Consider the following 25,067-nt stretch of genomic DNA (forward strand, 5'->3'; position numbering starts at 1 on the left):
AGGACACCCGGGATGAAGTACGTCGCGATGATCTACGGCAGCCAGGCCAAGTGGGACGCCATCCCGGCCGAGGCATGGCCCGAGGCGATCGCCCGACAGAAAGCCTTCAACACCAAGTACCGGCAGAGCGGTGAACTGCTGGGTGCCTACGGGCTCGCGGACGCGGCCGCCGCCCAGCTCGTACGCCGCGGGGAGGGTGTTCCGGTGGTCACTGAGGGCCCGTACCTGGAGACCAAGGAGTACATCGCCAGCTTCTGCCTCCTCGACTGCCACAGCCTCCAGCGGGCGCAGGCGATCGCCGCGGACATGCCCATCGCCGACACCGAGCCCGTCGAACTCTGGCCCATCCTCCACGAATCCCCGACACAGGCGTAAACGGGGCAGGGTGGGGTGGGGCGGCTGGCACCGTGAGGGGCTCGTGAGCGAGCAAGCCGTCGGCGCGCTGCGCGAGCCCTCCCCACCGGACCGGCTGGCCGGGAAGCCGCCCCGGTGGGGAGGCCGGGCCCCTTTGGCTGTCATCGTGAAACGTGCCCTGACCAGCGATAAAATAGGGCGTGGACGAGCTGACCGTCTCCGCCTCCCGGGGGCGTGGTGGCTGCCGCTGAAGGGCGGTGCTCTGATGAGTCTCACGTCCGGTCTGCGCAATCCCCGTACGCCGCTGCGCCGGTTCCTCGACCGGGAGCTGTCTGCTGGCCCCCGCCCGCTCCAGCGGGCCTACCGCTCCCGGTACCCACACGATCGTGTTCTACTGCCGCCTCCCGGTGTGGGCACCGAGGCCGGGACGGTGGGCACGGCGATCGACCACCGGCTACGTCTGGCGTTCCGCGCGGATACCCCGTTCGGGATCCCCGCGCAGGCCGGCGTGATGACCCTGCCGGGAGATGAGGTCGGGTACCGGATGCGGGTGGTGGGGGATGAGCTCGAAGAGCGCCTGGAGGACGTCACCATCGGGCTGGGCCTGGACGACCGCAGCCTGCCGCTGGAGCGTGCGCAGGACGAGGAGGAGGAGCTGGCGCGGTTGGTGATCGCCGCAGCCTGGTACCAGGTCAACGCCCGTAGTCGGATCGGGTTCGCCTTCACGCCGCTGTCGCTGGCTGCGCATGCCGACCCCGCCAGCTTCACTCTGGCCCGGCTCCTGGCGCTCCCGCACCCGGACATGGTCGCCGATGTCGTCGCGCAGCTGTACCGGGCCGGGGACGGTGCGCTCGCCGGGCTGCGGGCCCGGACGCTGCCGAAGGACTGCGTTGCCGGGCCCCTCTTCGGGTCCCGGCTGACCGCGGACGCCGACCTCGCCGCCGACGGGATGCTGATCGACTTCAAGTCCACCCGCCACCCGCGCACCCTGCGCAAGGACGCCCTGTGGCAGCTGCTCGGATATCTCCTCCTCGACACGGCCGACGCCTACCGCATCGACACCGTCGGCGTCTGCCTCACCCGCAGCGACGTCCTGGCCACCTGGAGCGTGGAGGAGTACCTCGACCTCCTTGGCACCTGTCACCGCGACCTGACCGCCCTGCGCACCGTCTTCACCACCCTGGTCAGCAGCTGCGACTCCGACCAGGAGCCCTACACCCCGGACGATATCGGGCGTATCCAGCGGCTCTTGGCCGACCTGGAACCCCAAGCGGCCCCCGGCCACTGCCTGGTCTGCACTCAGCCCCTCCCCCACGGCATCCGGAAGAACTTCTGCACCCCCTGGTGCGCCACCCGCGCATCCACCCTGCGTAACCACGGATACCTCCCCCACGCCGATGGCCCCGTCCCGCCCGAGCACCGCCGCCGGCCCGCCGAACCAGACCCGGGATGGGAGGTCATCAGCGTCACCCCCGCCCTGCGCACCACGAGCGAGTGAATGCCCTCATGTGTTCGGGCGCCGGAGCCTGGAGCTGGCGCCCTTCTGGGGGCCTACCAGGAGTCGAGACCAGATCCTGCAGGCGCCCCTCGTCGCCATCATGATCCTCAGCGCTCCATGGGATCCGGTCATATGAGGTCGATAAGCCAAGGCCGGACGACTGCTTTCAGCTCACGCGAGAACTGGTCCCCGCCGCCATCTGCCGTCTGCTGCGCCCACTGGCGTGTCGCGCCAGCGGCCCAGTCCGCCACCTGAAGCTGCGGGTGATCCTTGCTGTCCGCGAACTCGATGGCACCCATGAAGCGGTTCATGAACTCGCCCGGCCGCGTGGGATCGGGGAGGAGGTGCATGGTGTGCAGGCGGGTGATGTTGCGGTCGATGACTTTCGATGCGTCGTGCACCAGGCGGAACTCGCCCAGGGTCTGGCCGAATGTGGTGGCGAGGCAGGGCAGGCTTGGGAGCGCCGGATCCAGTTCGTCTCGATGTCCGTAGAGTGCGAGCTCTGCTGCGGTCTCGTCAGCGATGGGCCGGCAGTATTCCAGGATGTCCAGGTACTCGGCGAACTGCTGGTCCTGCACGGAGGACTTGAGGGCGGCCACGGCCGCGTACAGCTCGTCGGTAGTGGCCTTCTGCCGGACCCAGTTCACGAACGCGTGGAGCATCCGGTCGTAGGCGTCCGCATCCCCCATGACCGGACCGGCCAGGTGCAGCATGTTCGCCAGGGCGAGAGTTTGCTTCCCCTCGTACAGGTTGTAGCCGTCCCGGTACGCCATAGGTTCCACGATGACGTCGACCATCTTGGTCATCACCATGAATCGCTTGTGGATCAGGTAGGTTCGCACGCTCCCCTCGGGTAAGCGCGAGAAGGCGTTCATCAGCGACTTCCGTCCGCGGCTGGAACGCGCCAGCGACGTGTACTTCGGCTCGCGCAGATTGCTGGGGAGCTGCCCACGGACTTCGTCAACGATGGAGGCGGCGAGGTCGTCAGAGAGGTGGACCCCGGCCACTGTGAAGACAGGTTGGTGCGGGTCGAGGAGGTTCTGGCCAGAGTTGGCGGACTCGTCCACGTAAACGACGGGCCGCTCCGAAGATGAAGTGGACATGCGTGAAGGATGCCCGACAGCTTCGGAGCGATCCCGCGGCTACAGCGTGCGCAGGACCGCGACGACCTTGCCGAGGATGGTGGCGTGGTCGCCCGGGATCGGCGCGTAAGCGGTGTTGTGGGGCATGAGCCAGACGTGGCCGTCCTCGCGGCACAGTCGCTTCACGGTGGCTTCGTTGTCCAGCATGACGGCGACGATGTCGCCGTGGTCCGCGGTGTCGGCCTGCCTGACGACGACGGTGTCTCCGTCGCAGATGGCGGCGTAGATGAGCCAGGAGACATGCTCGACAGGCTCGTACGGGATGTCGAGCATGGAAGGATACGGAAACCTTCAGGGCCCCTCGGTCGCCGATGTGATGAGTGAGATCACCACGCCAACGACCAGGGGCCCTGCTCTGTCACACCCCCGTCCACCAGGCCATTTCACCCTCCCGGCACTGGATGAAAAGGTCCACTAAGCTTCGATCGGCTTGTATGAGAGGGCGGCGTCAATCACCTGCTCGGCTGTTGGTTCTCCATGCTCAGGATGAAAGATGAGATCCATCACCCTAGGATGCAGAACATTCTCTTTTAGTTTCTCAACCAGTAGATCTTCATCTTCCTCACTCCCCTCGAAATGCATAATCTCTTCAACTAGCCGGATAAGCTCTTCGCGATTAAGAGACGACATCACTTCTCCTCGGGATCCGCAGGCGGTAACAAATCACCCAGAATGGTAGGCAGGATCCAACACCTCAGCATGATACCTCGGAGTCACAACCATGAGATTATCGAGATCATAAACTCCACCTCCATGCTGAATTGGATTAACATGATGGAGCACGTAGCGATTATTCTTCCCCACACTTTGATTGTCTGCCACAAACGGGGCACGCCCGCGACTCATGAGGGTTTGATTCGATGCAGAAAACTGAGAGGCAAGAGACGGAGTTGCCCCCACTTGCCTCCAAAACGCCTCACGAAAGTCGTCGAATGTCCTGAACTCTCGCCCCTGAAGCGCATGGGCGACCTGGCCGGGGATTTTACCCGCATTACCGCTACTTCCCATAAGCCATCGACCATTGACAGTCGAAAGGTTCCCACCCCCTGTAACTGCACCAGGAGAATTTCTTAGCTGCGTCGAGGTCTTGGGGGGGCCTATCTCATTATTACGCTGCCTGTGCGCAAAAATCGCAGCAAGCGCACCAGGAAGCAGATAGGGGTCCCCTGCAGTGTTGTACCCCTGTGAAGCTACCCACTGATCATACTGATAACCGTAGTCACAGCCCGATCCTGGAACGCCTTGTCCGCCATTCCAGCAGTCCCGGTCGAAAATCCACCCAAACAGCTCTGCCGTGTATACGGCATTACTTGCAACACCTAGAACCGCTGTCGAAATCGCATCGTCTTCTGGGGCAAGAGTCGCCTTTGCTGCATCCCCACATCGGGCCAGAAGTCCTGTACCGACACAAAAGAGACCAGATTCCTCACTGCCAGCTGCCTCGCCATTAGCGATTCTCCCTGGTTCTCCCGCCTGGCCGGCGACAGTACCGCCTGTAGAGTTGCCGCCCTCTGAAGGCTGCTGCACATCGTTTGGAACAGCCCCTGTCGGCGTTGTACCCGAAGGGCACGAATTGCCGGAAACGCTGCACATCTCCGCCAGGCCTGTGGGGTCTGACGCCGTAGCCGGGTGTTGGTTGGCATAGCTGTAGCCGTTGAGTGAAAGGTGCTGGTTAAGGCTGAGGATCGGGTCGACGCTAATGAACTGGCCCAGGGTGGGGTCGTATTGCCGGGCGCCGATGTGAGTGAGGCCGGTGCTGGTGTCGGTGGGCTTGCCGAGGAAGGTTTTGTCGTCGGGCCAGGTGCCGGCGGTGGTTCCTCGGGGGGCGCCGAAGGGGGTGGTGTAGCGCTTGGTGAGGGCCTGGGTGTCGTCTCCGGTGATGGAGAGGCTTCCGGTGCCGTGGTGGTCGTTGGCGAGGAAGTGGAGCTTTTCGGTGCCGGTTTCGTTGGTGCGCAGGGCGATGGTGGTGCCGGCCGCGGTGTAGTAGCGGTTGGCCCACTTCTTGGTGCCCTTGAGGTGGACTTCGGTGGCGCCGAGGTAGAGGACGGTTTCGCCGGTGGTGCCGTTGGCGCGGCGGATGAGGAGGGCGCCGTCGGCGTCGTAGAGGTAGTCGGTGGTGGCGGTGCCTTCGGTGAGCTTGGTGAGCTTACCTTCGGCGTTCCAGTTCAGGGACTGGGTGGTGGTGCTGTCGGCTTTTTCGACGCGGGTGGTGGTGTTGCCGGTGGCGTCGTAGGTGTAGCGGGTGGTTTCGTCGGCACAGTTGCCGTCGGTGGTAGTGGCTTTGAGGGCGTGGGTGCGGGTGGAGTCGTAGCAGTAGGTTCGGGTGGTGGGGGTTGCGGTGTTCTGGGTTTCGGTGGCTCGCTGGCCCGAGGCGTTGTAGGTGTAGGTGGTCCAGTAAGGGGCGGCTCCGCCGAGGTTGGCGACGGTGCGGCCGGCGGTGGCGCAGTCGGCGGTCTTGGGTGTCCAGGCTTGGGTCATGCGGCGTTGGCCGTCGTAGGTGAAGCACTGGAAGTCGGCGCCGTTGCCGGTGTTCTGGTGGTCGAAGATGGAGGTGACGTTGCCGGCGGGGTCGTAGGTGTAGACGGCGTCGCGGACGCGGCCTCGGGTCTGGTCGATGACGTCGGAGCTGGTAAGGCGTCCGGTGCCTTCCTCGTAAAGGTTGGTGAGGAAGGTCTTCTTGACGCCGTTGGCGCTGGAAGGGCCGAGGGTGAGCTGCTGGAGCTGGCCGAGGTCGGTGTAGGAGGCTCCGAGGAGGTAGCCGGAGAGTCCGGACTGGCCGATGGGCAGGCCGGCGGGGTTGTAGTCGGTGCTGATGGTTTCGCCGGCGAGGCCGCCGCCTGCGGGTTCGGTGGTGCTGCTGATGGTTCCGTCGAGGCGGTAGTTCACCTTGGCGCTGCTGGTGGCGGTGACGGCTCCGGAGGTGACCAGGGGGTCGTCCGTCGGGAGGGTCAGGGTGGTGGTCGTGGGCCTGTTCAGGGAGTCGTATGCGGTGACCGTCTTGGTGTAGGCCTTGCTGCCGGTCTGGCCCTTGCCTCCGGTGTAGCGGATGGAGGCGTCGGGCAGTCCCTTGAGGAGCGAGTCGTAGGTCCACTCCGCGAGGAGGTTCGCGTCGGTCTTGCTGGTCTGCCACATGCTGGTCTTGCGGCCGAGCACGTCGTATCCGTAGGCCAGGGTGCGCCCTGCGGCGTCCTTGGTCGTGGCGATCTGGTCAAGGTCGTTGTACGTCGTGACCGCGGTGCCCTTGTCAGGGTCGTTCGCGGCGTCAGGGCGGCCGTAGAGGTCGTAGGTGTACGTCCACTGGGCGTTGTCGGGGCCGGTGACCTGCTTCTGCTTGCCGTCGTCGTAGTAGGCGTACTTGACGTAGGTGTGGGCCGTGTTCGTGGCCGCGCCGTAGGCGGTGTCGTTGGGCTGGGGGCCGGCGTAGGTGCGGGTTTCGGTGGTGCGGCCCAGGACGTCGGTGATGGTGCGGGTGGCGGTGCCGCCCTGCTGGGCGGTGGTGGCCACCGAGTCACCGGTGTAGGTGGTGGTGACGGGGTTGAACTTCGGGACACCCTTGACTCGGAGGGTGGACTTCACCTGTCGGCCGAGGCCGTCGAACTCCAGGTTGTACTGCTGTGGTGCGCCACCGTATTCGGCTTGGGAGTAGGCGCTCTCGGGGGCTTTGGTGGAGTCGAAGATGTCGGCGTAGGTCTCGTAGGCGAGGCCACGGTCGTTGTAGCGGGTGTCGGTGAGGATACGGCCGCCGTTGGGGGCCGGGGTCTGGGTCTGGAGCGGGCGGAGCAGGGAGTCGACCAGGCTGTAGCTGGTGTCGTAGGTCTTGCCGTCTGCCTTGAGTGTGGAGACGGAGGTCCAGGAGGGGTGGTTGGTCTGGTTGATGCCGTAGGCGAAGGTGGCGCTGGCGGTGTCGTCGGCGGACTTGGCGCGGTCGGGTGCCCAGGTTGCGGTGATGCGGCCCAGGGCGTCGTAGGTGCTCTCGGTGCGCTTGAGGTTGGCGTCCAGGGTCTGGGTGACCGAGCCTCGGGCGGGGTCGTAGTAGGTGTAGGTCTTGTGGGCCTGGCCGTTGACGAGGGCCGGCTTCGTGACGACGACGGTCGTGACCGGGCCGGTGCTGGCCGGGTAGTAGGTCGTGGTGGTGGCCTGGCCGTTGGCGTCGGTCGCGGTCAGGGGGCGGCCGAGCTTGGCGGCGGCGGTGTCGTAGGTGACCTTGGCCAGGGTCTGCCAGCTGGCGGGGTCGCGGTCGGCGGTGCTGCCGGTGACCGCAGCCGGGTAGCCCTTGGCTCGGCCGGTCCAGGTCGCCAGGCCCAGGGTCGGGGTCTGATCGGCGCTCCAGGCGGTCACCGTGGTGTTGTCGTAGACGGTGGCGGTGTCCGAGAGGATGTCACCGCGCTGGTCGGGGGCTTCCGCGGGGGTGTACTTGTGGGTGATGCTCGTGGGCATCTTCAGCTGGTCGTCGGTGACCGCGCAGGCCTGGCCGACGGTACGAGACCGGGAGACCAGGCCGGTCAGGCCCTTTGCGTCGTTGCGGGCGTACCAGGTGCGGGTGCAGGTCTCGTCGCCGGTGGCCGACCAGTCACCGTGGTTCTCGGTGCGGGTGGTCATGCCGTAGGTGTCGTAGGTGTAGCTGGTGGCGGTGGTGCGCCACTTGCCTGCTGCGGTCAGGTAGGTGTTGGTGTAGTCCCGTGAGGTGCGGGACATGTAGGCGATGGTGTTGGCGTAGGACTTCTGCTGGCTGGCGGTCTGCCGGTACCAGATGTTGTAGAACTTGTTGCTCACGGCGAGCGGGCCGTCGTACGTGATCCGCTGGCGCAAGTGACCTGCATAGACGTCGCGGTCGAGGCTGTCGGACACCGCGAGGTCGTCTCCGGCGTTCCCGGGGACATTGTCGATGTCGATGCCCGCGATGGTGACGCTGCGGGTCTGGCCGTTCTTGAGACGGTCGCCGTGCATGCCCTGCATGTAGAGGCTGACGGTCTTGGAGCGGGTGGCTCCGACCGCCCCGGTGTAGGCGGTCACCTTGCGGTAGCCGCGCCAGATGGACCAGGTGCGGTGCTTCTCCTTGGTGAAGGGGTCGTCGTTGTAGTGCCAGGCGGGACCTTCATAGGTGTAGGCGTGCTCGACGGCGGGGCTACGGCCAGCAGGGTCTGCGGTGTTGACGGCGATGACCCGGTACTTGTGGAACCAGTCCAGTTCCGGGTCGCCGCCGTTGATGGGCCAGTACACGGGGTAGCAGGCCATGGTGTTGTCGTCTTCGGCCGCGGGCATGTTCGTGCCGCGAACGCACTCGGAGCTGGAGAAGGCGACGGTGGTGATGGCACCGGTCTCGGACGTGATCGTCGAGATGCGAGGCCGGGTCAGCGGCACAGCATTGACAATTTCGTCTTCGCCGGCGTCCTCCGCGTCGGCGACGCGGTTGGCGCGGTGCTGGTAGGTGAAGCCGATGCTCGGCAGGCCGATCTGGGTGCCGTTCTTGCCGGTGCGCTTGAAGGCGACCAGCGTCCAGACCTGGTCGGAGCTGTTGCCGATGTCCTGCCCATCGAAGACGTCGTGGGCGAGGGTGTAGGAGTCGACGGGCTTGTAAGCGTCGGGCTCTGCGGCGGTGGACCACACGTGCGTGTGAACGGCCTTGAGGAGCTTGCGGGTGAAGAACGCCGGTCCGGTGGCCTTGCAGTCCGTCTCGGTGTCGGTGCAGATCGAGTCGAAGGGGACGTCGGGCCAGTTCTTGGCGGTGTCCGCGGTCAGTGAGCCACAGCCGCCGCCGTAGTCCTTGCAGCGCTCGGCGTAGTCGAAGGTGACCTTGCCCGAAGGGGTGCCGGTGAACAGGGTGTCGGCGCGCTGTCCGTAGCGGATCTCTTCGAGGTAGCCGCTGCGTGTGTAGGCGGCGAGGGCGGTCTTGTCGCTGTTCTTGGCGTAGTAGTTGGTGTCGGCTTTGTACCAGTAGGTGGAGGCGTTGGTGTGGACGTCCTCGACGAGGTCGAGGTTCCATCGCCAGGCCTGGTTCTTGGCGCGGCCGGAGAACGAGGTGGCGGAGGAGTGCCCGGGTTCGCTGGCGTCGTCGCCGAAGACCGGGACGGTCCACACCGAGTTCGTGCGCTCGCTTCCCGCACCGGGGAGCTTGTTCAGGCCGAAGGTGTAGGTGGTTCCGTCGCCGGTGATGATCTTCCAGTACTCGCCGATGTCATCCTCGGTGGTCTCGGTTCCGGCATCACCTTGGTCGCCGTTGTCGGCGCCGGTGGCGTGGATGACCTTGGAGGCGTCGTCGTTCTTCAGGTGCCAGAAGCCGGTGGTGTCGTCCTTGACGAGTTCGGTCGACTTGCCGTTCAGAACGAGGGAGGCGTTGTCGTACTTCCAGCACTGGTCGTTCTTGCCGCTCTGGCCGTCGTCGTCACACGAGCCGTACTTGCGCTCGATGTAGGAGGAGGTCAGGTCGAAGCCCTCACCGACCAGGGAGCCCTGGTTGTTGGTGTTCGCGGTGCGGCCGTCGACGCTGCCCGAGTCGTAGGAGAAAGAGAGGTTCGGAACGGGTCCCGCTGCTGCCGGTGGGACGGTGAGGGGGTAGTTCCAGGTGAACGAGCCGGACGAACCTCCCGCGTCCCAGGAGGAGGCACTGGACAGCGGGGTGGCCCTGTAGTCACCAGCGCCCTTGTCCGAGCCACCTGTGGAGGTCGCCGCGAGAGCGAACACCCGTGGGGCGGTGCCGACGGTGTCCAGGGAGGCACTCACGGTCTGTGCCGTGGCGTCGTTGTCGGAGGCGATGGGAGTGGCCTCGCGACACTGCGCCTCGTCCGGTGTGGTCAGCGCGCAGGAAGGCAGGGACAGCAGACCCAGGCGGGTGGCCCAGGCACCACCGACCGCGGAACCGAACGAGCTGTAGGAAACCTCAACGTCTGCCGCGCCGGGCTTCTGGGCGGCGACCGTGAACAGCACGCCTGTGATGCCGGCTGCGCGGGTGGTCTTCTGGTCGAGGACCTTGACCGTGGAAGTTCCTGCGGCCGGGCGCTGTACCAGGCGTGCCGGCCCGGTGCCCTTCGCTCCCCGCACATTCACCAGTGCGGTGCCGTCGGAGGCGGGGGTGGTGTCCAGCCGGCCGGTGAGCGTCTGTGCCTTGGGCCAGGCGCTGCGGGAGCTTTCCAGCCTGGCCTGGGCGGCCAGGGCGCGGTTGGCGGCCTTCTCCTGGCTGACCTTGGCGCGTTCTTTCTTCGCGCCCGGTTCCTTGACCTCGAACACCTTAACCGGGGTGGACTTGGGCACCTGCGGGCGCCCGGGCAGATCCGCGGCATACGCGACGGGAATCAATGGAGTGGGTATGGACAGGGCGAGCGTCAGAGCGCCGATGACGGCGCCTTGACGTCTTGACAGACGCGTGCGTCTGAACACGACAGCACAACTCCTTGTAACGTGATTTGTCAGCTCTTGTGACTAAGAACCGCTAACAGTTGGGATGGCGGGTGCGTCAGGCGTCGGGAGCCGAGCGGGGCGGCTCGTGCCGCCCCGCTGCTCTCTTTCGTGCGCCTGTGAGAAGGACGGCTTAGGAGCCGACGACTTCCTGCACCTGCTGTGCGTTGGTGAGGGCTCCGGCCCACAGGCGGATGTCGCTGATCTTTCCGGGGAAGAAGCTGGACCATGCGCTACCGGTCCACGCCTTGCCGACGGCAAAGCCCGTCCCTACCTGCGACTCGTAGGCCACAGGATCGACGTCCGTCTCGCCGCCGATGAACAGCCGAATGGAGTGCGACTTGGCGTCGAAGACACCGGTCACTTCGACTTCGCCGGCCGGGCGCTCGACTTCCTTGCTCTGCACGGACTGCACGGTGCCGTTCGCATCGATTCGGCCGAAGTGCCAGCGTCCGACGGCTACTTCTTCGGGCAGGGTGGGTTCGCCGGTCTCGCCTGAACTATCTGGGGCTTCGGTATCCATCATCTTGGTCCCGTCCTTCTCGAACCAGATGCCCCATGTTTCACCAGCTGCGGTCCGCTGCCCGAGCACCTGCATCCGAGCCTTGTTGGGCAGCGCGTCGAACTTGTCGACGTCGACGTTCACTGATGCGGTCACCGAGAAGGAACCGGTGTCGTCCACCAAAGGACGCACCGTAGTGGCGGAGTCGTCCACGCCGTCAAGAACGATTGCTTCGCCGTCCAGGGAGGCTACGGAGGCCATCGTCAGGGTGTTCCCGTAGCCGCTGCTGTCGGGCAGGGCCGCACCGGAGGCACCGAGAGGGTTGTACTGGCCGACCAGTTCCACGAAGGCCCAGTTCGGGTTCGGGTCGGAGGCCTTTTGGACCAGGTCCGCCTCCTCAGCCATCTGCACCGGCCCAAGAACGGACTGCCATACGGCAACTTCGTCGATCTCTCCGGGGAAAAAGTCCGTATAGGTGCTCGCATACTTGGCCCGGCCGACCTTGAGCGCGCCGGCGGAGGCGAAGGGGGAGGCTGTGAGCGCATCGGTTTTCTGAAGGGCACCGTTGACGTAGAAGGAGAGCTCGTCTCTTTCCGTGTCCACGACGACTCCCAGATGCGTCCAGGATCCGACCTGGGGCTTGTTCAGGGCGTCCACGCGCTGGCTGGAGAATGATGCGCCGTCGGCGTCCTTGTCGGGCAGGCGTACACACCACGTCTGCACGTCTGCGCAGTAGCTCAGGTAGAAGGGACTGTGCCTCGCGCCGTCCTGTGCCAGCACCGTGGCGTTGGCCGTGCCTGCGTGGTCAAGGCGCGCCCAGGCGGTCAGGGTGTAGGACGACAGAGTCTCCACTACCTGCTGGGAGGAGGTGGCGCTTCCCTGCGCTGCGGAGGTCAGGGCTAGAGCCTTGTCCTGTGAGATTTTTTCCTGTGAAGTCTCACTATCCACCGTTGTGACCTGACCGCGCCGTCCGTGCTCGTTGCGCGTCGCACCGGCTGCCGTGAGTGTCAGGTTGTTGCGAAGCGCGGTGTTGGTGGTGGAGGTGTCTATCGCGACACCGGATGTTGTTTCGTTGAAGTCCCATCGACCGATCGGACCTTCGCCTTCTTTGACGAGGAACTTGACGGCCGATTCACCCGCACGATTCAAGACGTCCAGGGATCGCACGCCCAGGACGAAACTTCCTGATGTCGGTGGGGTGATGGTGGTGGTGTACGAGCCGCCGGACGCTGCCCTCCAACTGGTCCAGTCGCCTCCGGAGAGGCGGTACTGGTAGTGGGTATTGGTGCTGGCGTTGTCCCCGGCGCCATAGGTGAAGGTGACCGAGCCTGCTTTGTTCGGGCCACCTCCCGGCGCGCAGGTGCCGCCGGTAACGCATTCGGTATAGGTCGTATTGAACTTCACCACGGGTGGCTTGGGCGCGGTGGTGTCCACCTTGAAGTAGCACCACGGGGTGCCTGGGCCGCTTCGGACGGTGGTGTAGGTGGTGTCGGCGAAGGAGTGCGTGCTGGCCTGGTAGCGATACAGCACCCCCTCCTTCAGCGCAACGTTCCACTCCTTGATCTGGTTCGGGAAGTCCTTGGCCGTCACGCTGTAGGAGGCATGGCCCGTCGTGGGTTGCACTGACGTGGTCGTCGGCTGCGGAGCATCGAACCATGTACCGTCCGCGTTCCTGCCGTCGACGTCGAAGTACGCCCGCAGCATCGCTCCGCTCTCGCTGCCGACCATCGCACGGGGGGTCGCAGCCAGCCGCGGGGTCGAATCGGAGATCGTGGTCGGAGCGGACGAGGAGGTGCTGCAGATCTGCGTGGAGCCCGACGGGAATCCATACTCCCCTGGCCTCGCCGGGTTGCTCATGTACTCCACGGATATGGTCGCATCGTTGTTGAACCGCTTCCAGGAGACGGTGTCCGTCTCGTCCTTCGCCTTGAGCATCAGGGTCAGGTTGTTCAGCTTGCCGTCGGCGAAGTCGCGGATGGTCGCGGTCAGGTTCTCGTCCGACTCGGCAGGGTTGTCGTTGAACCCGATCACAGCGCGCGGCTGGGACGGCGAGCACGCAGTGCCCCGGCCGGCGGACACGTTGCGGTCACCCATGTGATCACGCTTGGCAGGCCCTGGGTACTTGGACGCTGTGGAGATCTGGTCGGTACGCTGCAAATCAACCCAGCGCGGTTCGCAGGAGAAGGACCATGTCTCCGTCACACGGAACGTCGCGTCCAGGACGTGCTTGCCCTTGAGTTTGGAAGGCGAGAACTCGAAGTACATGCGGTTGATATAGCCATTGCCGCAGTAGTAGGTCTGGCCGTTGATCACAGCGGAGCCGCACTTGCCGACGCTCATGCCGTTCTCGCCGTTGGTGAAGTTGTAGAAGACATCGCCGTCGGACGACAGGACCGTGCGTTCGGTCTGGTCCAGTTCCACCGGGGGGTCGATGTAGAGCGGGAAGTCCTCCGCCTCGGTCGCGGCGATCAGAGCGGCGTCGGGCACGATCGTGAGCGAGTCCTGGTCCAGCTCCATCTCCATCACCGCAGCCTCATCCCCGGCGCGGGGGCCCGACAGCGGGTCGCCTTCCTGGGGCGGCGCCACCAACTCCGGCACGTCCTGCACCGGAGTCTCTGTCTCCAGCGCGGCACCTGGCACGGCGCGTACGCCCGCGCTCTGCGCACTCGCACCGGCGCCCTCTGGAGCTGCGCCGTCGTCACCGGCCGAGTTCCACATGCGGGCGGTGGGCGAGCGGAAGACGACCTGGCCGTTGCCGTCCAACGCCTCAACGCTGCCGACCACGCCTTCGCGCAACCGCAGGCCATCGGCTTCCAGGCTGTAATTGATGGCCTTCAGCTCGGGCAGAGCCGCCGCAGCGGGAGTCTCGACCTCAAGAACCTGCCGGAACCCCTCGACGGTCGCGGTCAGGATGAGGTTCACATCGGGCAGGACGTTCTCATAGATCGCGCGCTCACCGTCGAGGCGCGGCTCGGGAAGCTGTCCGGGCCAGCCCATCGAAACCGACTGCCCGTCCTTCCCGATCGACACCAGATCCGCGCCCGGACCGCCGGAGGAGAAAGACACCTCCACCACAGCGGCCTTCGGTCCGATCGAACCGTCCCCGCGGCGTTCCAGCGTCGCGTCCGGCTGCACCCAGCCGGTGCCGTCCTTCACGCGGACGGGAACGATCGACTTCTCCAGCGTGAAGGTCCCTCCATCAGGGTTCGCGAACACGGTCTCCCACTCGGTCCGCTCCCCCACCACCTCCACCCGATCCCCGGACTCCGCAGCCTGCCTCAAAGCCTGCTCGGACTCACTCAGAACCACCACGGACGCCTCGTCCGCGGCCGCCGTCCCGGCCGATGCCATCGGCGCCACACCCGCGATGAGCGCCACGACGGTACTGAAGGCCAGTACACGCCCTCTGCCACGAGCGCGTCTGACACGCGCCGTTCTCACGTTCATTCCCCACCCTGTCACTACGCACCGCGCATACCTATGCACGGATCGACATATGACACGTGTGCGTACCGTGAAGGGTCAAGGGGGATCTGACACACTCCTGGCAAATCCTGGGGAGCCCGAGCGCAAACAAGGACTGATCGGAAGATCTCGCTCCAGATCCGGCACGCGCCTACCAAGGGGCGCAGCACTCCATCACCAAACAGACTTTCCGGACCTGAACTCCCACGCACACAGCCCCATCCACCCCGGCACACCGGGACGCAACCGCCCATTCCCTCGACCCGCTCGTCATCGTTCGTCAGCGGGCGGCGTTGGAGTGTGGTTGAAGAACACGCGGGCCAACGTCCTGTCAAGCGGCCAAACCGGAACAGCACCACACCGGGGGACTCCCGATGAAGTCATCAGCGGTGTATTGCCGGCGGCGCGGCGAGAGTAGTTTGCAGAGCCCGCGCCGGCCTGATCCCCCGATTGGGGGCGTCTCGGCAACGGGTATTCCACTCGTTGCCACCGCTCAACGGAAGCGAGGCGCCGCTCCTGCGACCGCCCATGAAGACCCCGGTGACTGCCGACCGGCTCGTCGGCGCCCCCGCTGGACAAGGACGAGGGGAAGGGGAACACCCAGACCTGACGAACCGGAACCCGGACCTGCTATTTCCGTTGACGGACACCCCTGACGTCATGTTATCTACGCTTGATCATTAAACTTTCATGCACCACTGGGTGGGGTTTCCCGCACTGCTCCGTCATCACTCACCGCGACGTGGTAAGTGACAGCCCGCCTATGGGGGCGGTGAAAACCGGACCCTCGCCGCACACTGAACGCCCTCGCTCCCCGGCTCCGTCTGTCCCGGTCCCAGGGATCAACACGGATACCCGCAGATACCCGAAGACCACACCCATCTACCCCGAACCTCCACGCCCAAGGGCTCGGAGAACTCGACCTCTTTACCTACGCAGCCCGGCACCGCTGCGCGCAGCCCAGCTCGCAGTCGCTCACCCACTCATGCCCCTTTGGAAACACGCATGCGACGCCTCACCCGCCGCACGGCCACGCTCTCCGCGGCCGCCGGGCTCCTCACCACCGCAACCCTCCTCGCCCCGCCCACTGCCACCGCAGCGGACGAGCTGAGGCTGTCGGGGTACGACGTGGTGGCCGCACCCGGCTCGGCACCGCGGCTCTACCCGATCACCGAGTCCGGCACGACCTTCTGGGGGAAGGTCGTCATCGCCGTCGGCACGAAGCCGATGACCGACCCGACAGGCGCCGGGGCGGGCCTCCCAACCGGGTACGACTTCTACAACAACAGCTGCACCCCGGCTGCCGGGTACACCGGTGTCCTCGTGTGCGACGGCGTCCCCTATCAGCAGCCCGCCACCATCGTTCCCTCGGGCGCCGCGGACGCCACCCTGTACTGGGGCTTCGCGTACATGTCGGCCGGCGGCGACCTCGCGACGGCCGTGAAGGAGGCCCGCAGCGCAGGCAGCCTCCCGGCGGACGGGCGGCGTGGCACCGGCAAGGTCACCGTGAAGTCCCGCGCGCACGCACTGCTGAACACGATCGCCTTCGACACCCCGACCGTCCCCGACGGCGGAACCGTCCGCCAGCAACTGCGCGTCCACGCCAACGACGCCGGACGGCTGACGCTCCGCTTCGACAGGGCCGACGGCCAGCTCTACGCCAACCTGGCCGTCCGCATCAGCGACATCACCACCGGCCCGGGCGCCACCTGCGAGATCCGCTACGAGACCCTGCCCGACAGCCTGACCAACCTGGCCTGCGAGCTGGAGCCCGGTGACCACGTCATCGGCTACGCACTGACCGGCACCGCGGGCCAGTACGCCCAGAAGCTCCAGGCGCATACCCGCTACGACATCTACGACCTGGCCGTCTGGGACGAGACCGATGTCAAGCTGGCCAGCGCGCCCTTCGCCGTCCAGGGCCGCACCATCCGGCCCGCCCACGGCCTGATCGCCCGCAACACCGCTGGCACCCTGTTCTCCTACAGCGGCACCCGTTCGGCTGCGGCGCCCCTGTCCGGTCCGTACAAGATCGGCACAGGCTGGCAGACCTACAACACCCTCACCGCGCTCTCCCCGCTCAAGCAGGGCAACCACTACTGGGCCGACCAGAAGCCCTCCGCCCGCACCCGCGGCCTCGGTGACATTGCCGCCCGCGACGCGTCCGGCACCCTCTGGTACTACGACCGCCACACCAACGACACCCCGTACGCACCCCGCGTCAAAGTCGGCGGCGGTTGGAACGTCTACGACCGCATCGACGGCGCCGGGGACCTCGACCGCGACGGGTACACCGACCTCCTCGCCCGCGACAAGGCCGGGGTCCTGTGGCTCTACAAGGGCACCGGCAGCTTCACCGGCGCCCGGTTCAAGGCGCGGGTGCGCATCGGCAGCGGCTGGGGCGCGTACGACCGGCTCGCCGGCGGCGCCGACCTGAGCGGCGACGGGCGTGCCGACCTGCTGGCGCGGGATTGGGCCGGGGTGCTGTGGCTGTACCGGGGCACGGGCGACGCCAGCCGCCCGTACGCCACCCGCACGCAGATCGGCGGCGGCTGGCAGGGCTACGACCAGCTCGTCGTCACCGGCGACCTCACCGACGACGGCAAGACCGACGCGGTCGCCCGCGACCGCACGGGCGTGCTGTGGCTGTACCGGGGCACGGGCAAGGCGACCGGCCCGTTCACCGGACGGACCCGGATCGGCGGCGGCTGGAACACCTACAACCACCTGTTCTGACGCCGGTCGGCAGCACCCGTCGGCAACGCCAGGGGTCCATTGCCCACGCACGTGAGGAATGGACCCTTGGCCAGCAAATCTAGCCACGCCACCAGAGCGGAGGCGAGAAGGCCGCCACGGCCCTCCCCCGCCGCCCGCACGTCCCCCGTGACGTCCTACGATTTCCCAGTCCTCCAGCCAATCCACATCATCGTGCAGTTATAGGGAAGTCCATGCGCCTGTCCAGCCACCTCAGAAAAGCCTTGATAGGCGCGGCGTCGCTCTGTGTCCTCGCCGGGTGTGCGGGAGAGCAGGGTGCGGGTGGGGCCGTGGAGCGTTCCGGGCAGGGGTCTGCCGAGCGGCCGGCTGCGAAGAGGCCTGCTTCTGGGACGGACCTGCCGGTACGCACCGGTGCACGCGATGTCGTCCACACGGACACCGACCACCGGTCGTACAAGGTCAGGATCGCCGTCGAGAGCCTCGTGCGGGGTTCTCAGCAGGACATGCGGGGTGCGCGCGTGGACCAGGCACTCCAGGGCAAGGTCCCCCATTACCTCACCTTGAAGGTCACCAACACCGGCCGGGAGGAGATTCCCTCTGCCTACATGGTGGACAGTGACCTTGTCCTGAACGGGACCGACTGGACGCGTGGGGAGAAGGTTCACGTCAGTGGCGGCGGGGCGGGCAGGGAGGGCCTGCCGTGCGCGGACGACGCGCCGACGGCGCTGGCGCCCGGAGATTCGTACACCACGTGTGTGACGTATGTTCTGTCCGAGGGTGTCGGTGTGCTGTCGCTGGCTCACTATGCCGGCGGTTACCTCAACGAGGGTGGCGCGGTCGCCACCTGGCCCGTCGAGGGCGGCCTTGAAGCGGCGTCCGCCGGTCTGGCGGAGCCGGGTGACATCAGCCGTGTGCGGTGGGACGCCCGCGAGGACGGGATTGTCGAACTGCCCGCCACGGTGGTGTCCGTGCGCCGGGGCCGTCCGGCCGACCTCGCAGGCCTCGGCCTTGTCCGGGGCGACAACGAGCGGCGCGGCGTTCCCTATTACGTGACCGTCACCTACACCAACCCCGGTCCGGGAAACCTCTACACCGACCAGGCCAAGCACGTGCGCCTGCTGACCGGGAACGGCCGGCAGATACCGGGGAAGACGCCCTACACCCCCGACGCGAAGATCCCCGGCTGCCCGACCGACTGGGTCGCCCGCATGATCCCGCCGGGCGACAGTGTCACGGAGTGCAGCATCCACCTCCTCACCGACGACAGCGACAAACCCTTCGCCGTCGGCTTCGCACAGCCAGGAGGGGCGGGACTGGCCATCTGGCGGGCCCCTCTGCACTGACCCACCCGGCCGGCCGGACCACCCGCGCCGACTCCCCCACGCCAGAAACACGCGCAAGGCCGCCCACGCGGACTCCTCGACACCTCCACGTGGAGTGAGGGAAGCATCTGGCGCACGCGATTTCGGCCGAGGTGGAAACCGGTGTGTATCCCCACCGCACGGTCACCTTGAAGATCATCCGGGAGCGGAAATCGGGATTGACCGGCCCTACGGCGCTCTCGGCCAAGGCCGCCACCCTGCTGACGGTGCCCGCGGGTCCGGCCCAGGCCGGCCGGCGGGCAGCCGGCGACGTGGTCGACGTCATCGACGGCAGCGCTCGGTACAGCCCTTCAGAGCGCTGCGGCGATACCCGTCGGCCAGCGCGGGTTCGGTAACGGGGTGCGCTTGAGGGCCTTCGCGCGGAGGCGAAGGCCCTCAGTGGGTCACAGGATGACGGAGCCTTCGAGACCCCACCACAGCCCGGTCTCCTCGCGAGCCCTCAGTCCGCCCGAGCCGGTACCCGCGTACTCGTACAGCACCCCGGAACGGTCCATGGTGAGAAGGTCCGGGCGGCCGTCGCCGGACGAGTCGCCGACGGCCACGAGCGCGGCCATGGTGTTCCAGCCGGCGCTGCCGACCAGAACCCGGGGACCGAGCAAGCCGGCCCTGCCCGGGTAGAGCCAGAGCTTGCCGGTCGACGCCTCGCGGGCGTAGAGGTCGGCCCGGCCGTCGCCATTCATGTCACCGACGCCGACCAGGGCGTTCATGCCGTTCCAGCCGCCGCTGCCGATCAGCTTTCGTGCGCCAAGCCCGCCCGTTCCGGTGCCGGGGTACAACCACAGTTTGCCGGTCGACTTCTCCACCGCGAGCAGGTCCGCCCGGGCATCGCCCGACAGATCCCCGAAAGCGGCGATCCGGCTCATGGAGTTCCAGCCACCGCTGCCCAGCAGCTTGCGCGTGCCCAGGCCACCGCTTCCGGTGCCGGGGTAGAGCCACAACTTGCCCGTGGACGTCTCACGGGCGAGGACGTCCTCCCGGCCGTCGCGGCTGAAGTCGCCGTGCCGGACGATGGCGTTGAAGGCGTTCCAGCCACCGGAGCCGACCAGACGGCCGGTACCGTCGCCGGGCAGGAACCACAGGCGTCCGACCGTGTCGCGGACCAGGACGTCGGACTTCCGGTCGGCGTTCATGTCGCTGAAACCGGACAGCCTGGGCGAGGTCGCCGCGTTCCAGTAGGGGTAGGCGGGTGCCTCGCGCTCCCGCACGGTGCGGACGAGTTTCAGCGAGCTGGGCGCGCCCAGGTCCCCGGTCGTGGCGTACTGCTGGCGGGGGTCGAAGGTGCTGTAGCCGCGGGTGAGGCCGAAGTTCGCGTCGTCGTAGAGGCAGGCGATCGACGACGTGCGGTTGATGACCGTGCGGAACTTGTTGTCCCAGGTCCCCAGCGTCGCCCTGCTCGTGTTCGTCTTGAACATCGAGTCGCTGCCGTTGCCGTCGGTCTGCCAGGCACAGAAGTACCCCACGGGGCAGTCGCTGATCGCCGCCTGAGCCGGCGCCGCGCCGGCACCGAGCAGCCCCAGCGATGTGAGCCCCAGCGTCGTGGCCAACGCGGCCGCGCGCCGGAGCAGAGTGTTGCGCATGGATTCCCTCCCTCACACGCCACGGAGAAGGATCTCGACGTGCCGTGTCAGGAAGATATCCCAGCTCACGGACGGCTGATCAGCCACCCTGACCGGGGTTGCCAGCCTCTGTTACTGGGCCGGCGGCCCGTGCTTCTCCCTGATGGGTGCAGCGTCCGAGGGCCTGGAGACGGGCCTGTACAGGCTGACAGGTCTGCTCGATTTCGAGGTTGACGGCGCCGTTCCAGCGCTGGTCGTACTGGTGGAGTTTCCGGCCTGACAGGGAACAGCGACTCAAGCGACTGAGAGCCGAACATCCCCTCGCGGGCGGGGAGCAGGCCATGAGCCGGAGCATCACGTCTCGCTCGCCGGGTCCCGCGCGCGTACGGGAAGCAGGACGACGCCACCTTCAGCGCCGTGACCGAAGGCAGTTTGGCCGATTCAGGAGCGGCGGATCGGAGGCGCGCGGTTCCCACCGCACCCCATGCTGATCCCCTCCGATATGTTCTTCCGGGCTCGCGCCGGCGGGTCCCGCGCGTATTCAAGGGAGAAAAGTGCCTGGTGAGCGGCTTGACGCGCAATGGGTCCGGTCCTGGCGGGAACAGGCCGACGCGGCGCTGACGAAGCTGATGCGGTCCTTCCTGCCGACGCACGGCTTCCCGCCCGGCCTCAACGCCGTGATGCCCGCAACCGACGACAGCCACCGGGCGACAGACGCGCTCGTGGACCTGACGCCGATCCCCTCCGGCCTGACCACGCTCTATTGGGTGATCAGCGAGGCTTCCCTGCCCAACGTCGACAACGGGTACTTCATCCACTCGCCGGCAACGGTGGCGGAACACTTCCGCGAGTACGGCCCCGCTCCGGTCAACGGCGAATCGATCGCACTGGTCTTCGCCAGCGACGGCGGAGGCCATCTGTTCGCGATCGGAGACAGCGGACAGGTCTGGAAGTCCACCACAGCCTCCTGGTCTGACGACTTCGAGGTCACCGCGTCCAGTTTGCAGGAGTTCCTCGAACAGCTCGGCTGGCAGATCGTGAACCAGCCCTGATCATCGGCCGAGGAACAAACCCGCCGTCGGAGTTCGTCCGCCGGGGGGATCAGGCGCGTTGGAAGCCGTCGACGGCCATGGAGATGGTGAGGGCCAGGAAGGCGAGACCGACGGCGATGATGGCCAGGAAGACGAGCGTGCCCGCCGCCTTGGCAATCCACGATTTCGCATGGACCGGGTCGGCGGGGTTCCTCGGGTGATAGGCGACCTTGATGGTCGGCGCGCTGCCAGAGATGTACGCGCCGCGGACCACACCGTGCAGGTCGGTGTAGGCGTAGTCCTTGGGGCCGCGGCGCACCGCCTCGACGGTGATGCCGTACCGGGGGTAGGTCCACTCGCGGTACTGCATGGACAGGGCCGCGACCCCGAATGCGGCGATGCCCACGGCGATGGGGGTGAACACCAAGAACGCGACCGCGCGGCTCACCGACTCCACGATGCCCAGGGGTACGGCCACCCCGACCGCCACCAGGCCGGTGACCCACGCCGTGAGCCTGAACGCGAGCGTGTACCAGTCGTCATCGGACCCCGCCGGCGCGCTGTCGGTGACGAGAGCCGTGCCGTCGGCCGCCCGCTCCTCCGGCAGGAGCGCGGTGACGGCGTCGGCGAACGCCGTGGCCGCCACCTCACTCACGCCCCGGACCTCGTACGTGACCGGGGTCGTCCCGGCCGGGGCGGTCAGCTCCACGGCGAGGGCACGGCCCTCGGCGCCGACTCGGCGGACGGCCTGGAGCGGGATCCGCTTCTCCTTGCGCCGCCGGCTCAGGACGAGGACATCGTCCTGAGCCTGGAGGGTGGTACCAGCGCGGCCCCGGAGGACGGGTATCGGTGAGGTGGTGGACATGGGCGTTGATAGTAGGGCGGGGACGACTTTCAGTCGAGGTGGTCGCGCGGCGGGGCCGGTTACGCCGGATCGCGCGGTACACCAAGCCGAGGAAGAAGGAGTGGAAGAGGGCGGCTGCGACCAGGGTCAGGAGGAACCCCCCGTACGGCCCTGGCGATCACCGAACGACTACGCCTGCCGGAGACAGCCGGTCTCCGGCAACGGCTGGCCGACCCCCGTCGAATACGAGACCGTCATGACCACACCATCTTCCAGACCGCGTGACCGAACCTGTCACCCGAACTTGCACCAGGCCCGGCCGACCAGCGCCGGTGGCGCTCGTAGACGGTCTTCCACGGCCCGTAGCGTTCGGGCAGGTCACGCCACTGCACCCCGGTTCGTACCCGGTGCAGGATGCCGTTGATCACCTGGCGGTGATCGCGCCACTGCCCACAACGGTTGTCGCCCGTGGGCAGGAGCGGCTTCAGACGTCGCCACTCCGCCTCTGTCAGATCCCCCCGACCAGTCACGCAAGGGCCAACGAACCAGTGGGCGGCATGGGTACGGTCAGCACCTGCGATGCCACCACGCCAACTCCGGGTCTTCCGTCGGCTCGTGATGCGTGCGCCGGAGGAGCACCGCGTCCAGGCGCTCGACCTGTACCCGAAGCTCGTCGGCGGCCCTCGGCGGAAGCATGAACAGAGCATCCTGCAGCTTGTCCCGGGCCCAACCCTCGCCGCAGCAGAAGCAGGTGAACTCCTCCTCCCACGGCCTCCACCGGCGCTTCGTGCCGTGGACGCGCACGGACCACACGCTCAGCGCCGCCGCCACAATGCCCGGAGACGATCGATCCCGTTCGAACACACGGATAGCCGCATTCGCCGCTCCCGACAGACCCGGGACATCGCGATACCGCAACCAGGGGCTACGCCAGCCGCGCCCTCGAGGCCGAAGCAAAGCTGGTGGCCTACGAGGCACGACCCCTTCGAATACAAGTCATGGGCAACATCCTTCCACAACCCAAGATCGGCCGGCCGCAGTGGTGGGGTAGAAACGGGCGGCGAAGCCCCTCATACGCAGGGCGACGACATGGTCGGAGTGGTCGGCCTCGCCGGCGAGGTGCGCGAGAAGTCCGGCGCGGGCGAGGTGCCCGGCGGCGGCGGTCGCGCGGGCCGGCCGTGCAGGAGTGAATCGCGCAGTGCCTGGTCAGCCGCTCCGCCGCCCGGTAGGCGTCGAGGTTCCGGGGAGGCTGGCACGGCTCCACCCCCGCGGGCGCAGGCAGCAGTGTTCGTTACGGGTGAGCATTGCCCGTTCAGCGCACTTCCGACGCAGTCTTCCTGTCACCCCGGCCAAAGTCATCTCGTGAGCAAGGCGGCGCCAGGGGATCGGTCAGGGTTGCGGGATGAAGTCGGGGTCGCCGCCGAGTGTGCCGACTCCAGCACGCACGTCTTCGATGAAGGCGACGAGAGCCGCGACGAGGCTCTCCCAGGTCACCGGCGAGCTCTGCGTGTCCGCGGCAAATGCGGAGCCGACCCTCCAGCCTTCGTCGGTCGCCACGATCTGGACTGCTCCGGGCTCGTCGTACGACGATTCGAACGTGAAGTCCCCTCTGATGCGGTCCCCGAGGTGCAGCCAGCGCGACAGGTCGTAAGCCAGTTCCGCCACCTGGACCGCCTCCTCGCTCCACACTGTGCGACCGTTGTCACTGATCACGAGGTCCGCTTCGATATCGACCAGCAGGATCTCAAGAGGGGCGGAGCTCGCGGCCAGTCCACGTCGAGGCAGATCCGGGACACCGAAATTCCGGCACTCGAACTTCACGGCTCGACCACCTCGTACCAGAGCCAACGCCCCCTCGCAGGGACAGAACATCACGATCCACACGACCCTACGCGCAGCATGCGCCGCCGCACAGCGCGCCTCACTGGGCAAGGGGCGGCGTTGTAGTCACGGCGTCGGCCTGTCGCCGACCGAAACTCCCGCGACGGCTACTGCCAACGGTGTCGGTTCAGGTACAAGTGGTGATGTATGTGCGTCACGAGTCGCCGGGAGTCGTTCAGGGCTGCGTACTCGGGGTCGGAGGTTCGGCTGGCCTGCTCGTAGAGAGTGGCGAGGGCGGCTAGCTCTTCGTCGTATTCAACCAGGCACTGGTGGGCGGCCTCGGATGTGGGCATTGGGGCGCCGTTCCATGTGGCCGTCGGCCCGCACTCCTGCAGCCGTTCTAGCAGCCGTCTTCGTAAGGAGTCAGCTTCCTCCCAGGTTGGCCTGTTGAGGCAATGCACGTCCTGGAGCTCGGCCGTGCGCCCCCCGTTGAAAAGCACCTTCAGGTTTGCTCTGAAGAATCCTGCGGGAAGCTCAGCCGAGAGCAGGAACCGGTTGGCCTCTCCAGGTGGCAGTACTTCGGAGAGGCGGTATAGCTTCCCAGCGTCCCCGCTGTTTCTGCCTCGGCCGCGGTAGAAGTGTGCGGGCATCATGTGGCCTGCCGGCGGAGCTCCGTGGACCCCTTCCCGTGGGGGGATGCCTGGGAGGCGGGGTGGTGCCCCCTCCCTGATGTCCCATGTTTCTACGAGGAGTTCGTAGACGTAAGCAGGCTCGGCACCATTGTTGAGTAGCTTGACGTCCAGGACCCCTCTGGTTGTCCATGAAGGGGTGAGACCAAGATGGGCACGCTGCTCTTCGTTCAGATCTTCAAGATCCTCGGGAGTAGCGAGGTAGGCGTCAACGATCTCGACCTGAGCCCACTTGATCTCTTTCGCTATCCGGGCCGTGGCTAATGCTGTTCGTTCAGCAGTTCGAGCCGTTTCAAGCGCTGTCCGCTGCGATGTCCTGGCTGCTCGCACTGTTGCCCAGGATCCCAGAGATGCGCCTAAGACGACAGCGACTGCAGCAATGATGACTTCCAGCATGCGAGGACCCTACTGCGAGCAAACTTTCGTCTCCAGGTGAAGAAGCATTCCGCTTCGCCGGGCTATCGCCGCGTCGTTTCGGTCTGAACAGGGTGAGGCCTGTCGCTTCGGTGGAGGCGTCTGCCAGCCGTGACTATCGGATTCGCGTCGGTCCCGGGGCAAGGAGCGACTCTGTCGGGGATCTTGAGGTTCCAGGGACAGGGCTGTTGGGGTTCGGGACACTCTGGATGGTTCGGTGCAGTCCTGTCTTCCTGGGGTGACCAGTGTCCGTTCGTCCCCT

The 25,067-nt window shown here is 66.6% G+C and carries 13 protein-coding genes and 2 pseudogenes; 5 read left to right on the forward strand and 10 right to left on the reverse strand.

Annotated features, from left to right (window positions below; translation table 11 throughout):
* Both ACFQ8C_RS21055 and ACFQ8C_RS21060 read left to right on the forward strand, forming a co-directional pair.
* Positions 1 to 375: YciI family protein (locus ACFQ8C_RS21055; RefSeq protein ID WP_383459638.1), on the forward strand; the 375-nt coding region annotated here is incomplete at its 5' end.
* A gap of 244 nt (positions 376 to 619) precedes the next feature.
* On the forward strand, positions 620 to 1,852 hold the full coding sequence (locus ACFQ8C_RS21060) for a hypothetical protein (RefSeq protein WP_383459640.1): 1,233 nt from the start codon (positions 620 to 622) through the stop codon (positions 1,850 to 1,852).
* 128 nt (positions 1,853 to 1,980) lie between these two features.
* Here ACFQ8C_RS21060 and ACFQ8C_RS21065 read toward each other — a convergent pair whose 3' ends face one another.
* The 5 genes and pseudogenes from ACFQ8C_RS21065 to ACFQ8C_RS21085 form a co-directional block, all read right to left on the reverse strand.
* Positions 1,981 to 2,955 (reverse strand): DUF3800 domain-containing protein, encoded by a 975-nt coding sequence (locus ACFQ8C_RS21065; protein WP_383459643.1) that lies wholly within the window; start codon positions 2,953 to 2,955, stop codon positions 1,981 to 1,983.
* A gap of 39 nt (positions 2,956 to 2,994) precedes the next feature.
* Positions 2,995 to 3,225 (reverse strand): annotated as a pseudogene (locus tag ACFQ8C_RS21070) (LexA family protein); the annotation flags it as partial.
* Between the two features lie 183 nt (positions 3,226 to 3,408).
* Entirely contained in the window at positions 3,409 to 3,624 is a 216-nt protein-coding gene (locus ACFQ8C_RS21075; protein ID WP_383459645.1) for a bacteriocin immunity protein, read from the reverse strand.
* 33 nt (positions 3,625 to 3,657) lie between these two features.
* Positions 3,658 to 10,368: an RHS repeat-associated core domain-containing protein gene (locus ACFQ8C_RS21080; protein ID WP_383459647.1), complete on the reverse strand. Its 6,711-nt coding sequence runs from the start codon at positions 10,366 to 10,368 to the stop codon at positions 3,658 to 3,660.
* A gap of 151 nt (positions 10,369 to 10,519) precedes the next feature.
* On the reverse strand, positions 10,520 to 14,266 hold the full coding sequence (locus tag ACFQ8C_RS21085; RefSeq protein WP_383459650.1) for a LamG domain-containing protein: 3,747 nt from the start codon (positions 14,264 to 14,266) through the stop codon (positions 10,520 to 10,522).
* Positions 14,267 to 15,358: 1,092 nt separating this feature from the next.
* Here ACFQ8C_RS21085 and ACFQ8C_RS21090 point away from each other — a divergent pair.
* Together ACFQ8C_RS21090 and ACFQ8C_RS21095 are read left to right on the forward strand one after the other, a co-directional pair.
* Entirely contained in the window at positions 15,359 to 17,089 is a 1,731-nt protein-coding gene (locus ACFQ8C_RS21090; RefSeq protein WP_383459653.1) for an FG-GAP repeat domain-containing protein, read from the forward strand.
* A gap of 212 nt (positions 17,090 to 17,301) precedes the next feature.
* Complete coding sequence (locus ACFQ8C_RS21095; protein ID WP_383459656.1) at positions 17,302 to 18,411, forward strand: hypothetical protein; 1,110 nt, start codon at positions 17,302 to 17,304, stop codon at positions 18,409 to 18,411.
* 422 nt (positions 18,412 to 18,833) lie between these two features.
* Here ACFQ8C_RS21095 and ACFQ8C_RS21100 read toward each other — a convergent pair whose 3' ends face one another.
* A complete protein-coding gene (locus ACFQ8C_RS21100) occupies positions 18,834 to 20,027 on the reverse strand; it encodes an FG-GAP-like repeat-containing protein (RefSeq protein WP_383459657.1) in 1,194 nt (397 codons plus the stop codon).
* Between the two features lie 533 nt (positions 20,028 to 20,560).
* On the opposite strand from ACFQ8C_RS21100, the gene ACFQ8C_RS21105 reads away from it, so the two are divergent.
* Positions 20,561 to 21,058, forward strand: coding sequence for a hypothetical protein (locus tag ACFQ8C_RS21105; RefSeq protein WP_383459660.1), 498 nt, complete (start codon positions 20,561 to 20,563; stop codon positions 21,056 to 21,058).
* Between the two features lie 49 nt (positions 21,059 to 21,107).
* Here the strand turns inward: ACFQ8C_RS21105 and ACFQ8C_RS21110 are convergent, their stop codons facing one another.
* The 4 genes and pseudogenes from ACFQ8C_RS21110 to ACFQ8C_RS21125 all read right to left on the reverse strand — a co-directional run bounded on the left by ACFQ8C_RS21110 (position 21,108) and on the right by ACFQ8C_RS21125 (position 24,787).
* Entirely contained in the window at positions 21,108 to 21,902 is a 795-nt protein-coding gene (locus ACFQ8C_RS21110) for a hypothetical protein (protein ID WP_383459662.1), read from the reverse strand.
* Positions 21,903 to 22,198: 296 nt separating this feature from the next.
* A pseudogene (locus tag ACFQ8C_RS21115) lies at positions 22,199 to 22,411 on the reverse strand (transposase); the annotation flags it as partial.
* 859 nt (positions 22,412 to 23,270) lie between these two features.
* A complete protein-coding gene (locus ACFQ8C_RS21120; RefSeq protein ID WP_383459664.1) occupies positions 23,271 to 23,702 on the reverse strand; it encodes a hypothetical protein in 432 nt (143 codons plus the stop codon).
* Between the two features lie 167 nt (positions 23,703 to 23,869).
* A complete protein-coding gene (locus ACFQ8C_RS21125) occupies positions 23,870 to 24,787 on the reverse strand; it encodes a hypothetical protein (protein WP_383459666.1) in 918 nt (305 codons plus the stop codon).
* Positions 24,788 to 25,067: the final 280 nt, after the last annotated feature.

Origin of the sequence: Streptomyces sp. NPDC056503 (assembly GCF_042794995.1) — a bacterium.
Lineage (GTDB): Bacteria > Actinomycetota > Actinomycetes > Streptomycetales > Streptomycetaceae > Streptomyces.

Excerpts from the sequence above, each read along its gene's own strand:
- ACFQ8C_RS21065 (WP_383459643.1), bottom strand. The coding sequence starts at position 2,955 with ATGTCCACTTCATCTTCGGAGCGGCCCGTCGTTTACGTGGACGAGTCC.
- ACFQ8C_RS21090 (WP_383459653.1), top strand. The coding sequence starts at position 15,359 with ATGCGACGCCTCACCCGCCGCACGGCCACGCTCTCCGCGGCCGCCGGG.
- ACFQ8C_RS21095 (WP_383459656.1), top strand. The coding sequence starts at position 17,302 with ATGCGCCTGTCCAGCCACCTCAGAAAAGCCTTGATAGGCGCGGCGTCG.
- ACFQ8C_RS21075 (WP_383459645.1), bottom strand. The coding sequence starts at position 3,624 with ATGTCGTCTCTTAATCGCGAAGAGCTTATCCGGCTAGTTGAAGAGATT.
- ACFQ8C_RS21110 (WP_383459662.1), bottom strand. The coding sequence starts at position 21,902 with ATGTCCACCACCTCACCGATACCCGTCCTCCGGGGCCGCGCTGGTACC.
- ACFQ8C_RS21100 (WP_383459657.1), bottom strand. The coding sequence starts at position 20,027 with ATGCGCAACACTCTGCTCCGGCGCGCGGCCGCGTTGGCCACGACGCTG.
- ACFQ8C_RS21125 (WP_383459666.1), bottom strand. The coding sequence starts at position 24,787 with ATGCTGGAAGTCATCATTGCTGCAGTCGCTGTCGTCTTAGGCGCATCT.
- ACFQ8C_RS21060 (WP_383459640.1), top strand. The coding sequence starts at position 620 with ATGAGTCTCACGTCCGGTCTGCGCAATCCCCGTACGCCGCTGCGCCGG.